This window comes from Desulfogranum marinum, assembly GCF_016918565.1.
Taxonomy (GTDB): Bacteria; Desulfobacterota; Desulfobulbia; order Desulfobulbales; family Desulfobulbaceae; genus Desulfogranum; species Desulfogranum marinum.
In genome coordinates, this window is sequence record NZ_JAFFQD010000114.1 from 1 (window position 1) to 2,401 (window position 2,401).

The 2,401-nt window shown below is 42.6% G+C and carries 3 protein-coding genes; all 3 read left to right on the plus strand.

Features of this window, described 5'->3' with window-relative positions; all coding sequences use genetic code 11:
* Positions 1-310 (plus strand): hypothetical protein (locus JWH17_RS23050; protein WP_332468478.1); only part of this gene is annotated, 310 nt, incomplete at its 5' end.
* Positions 310-1,263 (plus strand): HNH endonuclease, encoded by a 954-nt coding sequence (locus tag JWH17_RS23055; protein ID WP_205225052.1) that lies wholly within the window; start codon positions 310-312, stop codon positions 1,261-1,263. The genes JWH17_RS23050 and JWH17_RS23055, both read left to right, overlap by 1 nt.
* Positions 1,264-1,683: 420 nt before the next feature.
* Positions 1,684-2,401, plus strand: a 718-nt coding sequence (locus tag JWH17_RS23060; RefSeq protein WP_205225053.1) for a hypothetical protein, incomplete at its 3' end; no start/stop codon positions are given.

Sequence of the window (2,401 nt, forward strand, 5' to 3'; positions counted from 1 at the left end):
CCGAAAACGATGGCCGGAATCGAATGGAATCCCTGGCCGGAATCAATTGGAATGGGTGGCCGGAATGAAATGGAATCACCGGCCGGAATCCCCTGGAATCAGTGGCCGGATTGCTCTGGAATACTCAGCTATTAATTTACTCTGCTATATGGCGCATCACCTCACAGGAGATTTCATTCCATCGGTCCATGATGAGTTTACTTGGGCTGCTTTTGAAGAATTGCGAGGTTATGATTTTGCGCCGGCGGATGTTCCTGTAGTTGAAAAAATCATCGAGGATTATTGTTCATCTACTCTAGGAGGGAACTGATGGAACCCCAGAGACCAGCTTTTTGGTGGGTTAATCAAAATCAGACATTCGAACATGAGCGCCAGGGTGGCTACATGTGGTCACCGAAGACGAAAAGTAATGGTGGCAGAAATCAATTTTACGACAACATGGTCTTGGTTTCACCTGGGGATATCGTTTTTTCTTTTGCACATCAAGAAATTCCCTGTTTGGGCGTTGTCACCTCAAAAGGTTACGAAGCTTTAAAACCGCAGGAATTTGGCACTGCTGGAATAAATTGGGAGAAGATTGGCTGGAAAGTCGATGTGACCTATTTCGACCTGAAAAATGTTATCCGTCCCAAAAATCATATTGAAGACCTTCGCCCGACTCTTCCCCCCAAATACTCTCCTCTACAATCCAATGGTGGTGGCCTTCAAGGGGTTTATCTGGCATCTGTCCCAGAAGAAATGGCCAAAGTCCTTTTCGAGAAAATTGGCATAGAGGCGACTGAAATAATACAAGCTTCCGCTTTTTCACCTGATGAAGGCCAAGAAGACAAAGTTGAGAAATTAATTCTTCAAAATAAAACTATTTCTGAAACAGAAAAAGAGGCCGTCATCAAAGCCCGCCGCGGCCAAGGTCTATTCCGCCAAAATCTGGAGGCAATTGAAAGTCGATGTAGAGTTACAGGAATAACAAACCCAAACCATCTGATTGCTGGCCATATAAAACCGTGGGCGAAATGCGAAAATAACGCCGAGCGTCTTGATGGAGAAAATGGTCTTCTGCTTGCGCCACATATCGACCATCTCTTTGACAAAGGTTACATCAGCTTCAATGATAACGGTGATCTTGTTATTTCACCCTTTGCTGATTTACAAGCTCTTGCTCAAATGGGATTGCAGGTTGAACAAACAACGAATGTTGGCGACTTTACTGAAAAACAGAAACTCTATTTGGATTATCACCGGATTGCGGTGTTTAAGAAATAGGTAACAACCTCTTGGACAAAAACGTCAACGGAAGAATCCGTGCTATCAGTCTTTGAATAGGCAGAATGTCTATGTATTGAACGGTCGTTGCAATGGGCAAGATAAAGTGGAAAAATGTTAACTACTGTACGTAAATCTGCCCCCTATTTTTAATAGGAAAAGGTTACTTGGAACAGTATGGGTAGAACTATATATAGATCAACATGGTGGTGACGTGTCCGTTAAAAGCCAAGCAGAGAGCAAGCCGATAAAGTAAAAATCTCTATGGATCGATCCTAATTAAGTTGCAATATGTTGATTATAGAAAAAGCAACTCAGGGACATTACACAAACGAGGTGAGCCAAGCAAAGACCTGACCTTGTTCACGTGTTACACATTTGCATAAAAGCTTAGTAATAATAGAATATTACCGAGGTATAGTGACGAACTCCACGAATGATATCTTGTCAATACCACTGAATGTCGGACGCAGAATTGTTGAAGATGAGGCAGTAATTGCCAAACCTCTTCTTGGCACTTCAGTTTTCTTGCAATTCTGTAAGGAACGAAATGTGAACGTGAGCGCTGAACGGTTACTTTGTTTTGAGCGATTAGGTTTATTTAGTCCTGTATTTCGAGTTCGTTCGCCGGAACAAGAGCTAGATCCTTTCAGGGTGCCAATACAAAAAGGTAACAACTGGTTCGAGTTGGGTTATGCTTGGGATACTACTACCATACCTGAAAACCCTAAAGTTCCGGATCTCAATGATGATTCATATGAGGCGTATTACTCCATTTTTCAAATTTTCTACCTCAATATACTCTTAAAAACTTTTACTCTTCAACTTTCTTTGGAGTCTTATTTGGAAGGGAAGGCCTCGTCCCCCACGGACGTGGAGATACAATTTGCTAATTGGATCGAGTATGCTGAGGAACGTAAAAAGTCTTTGGTTAATACTCAACTTTCGGGGTTGCCTCATTTTGCTGTTTTACCGTTTAAAACAGCGGTGCACGCCTGGTGTGAATTCAGCATATCAACAGCCGTCCCCATGATTACATCGATCATTGATGAAATTATTTGCTCCGAGAATTCTCCTGTAGATCGTATTGCATCCATGACCAGGGCCAACAGGCGCTTCATCGATTCCAGCAGGCTGA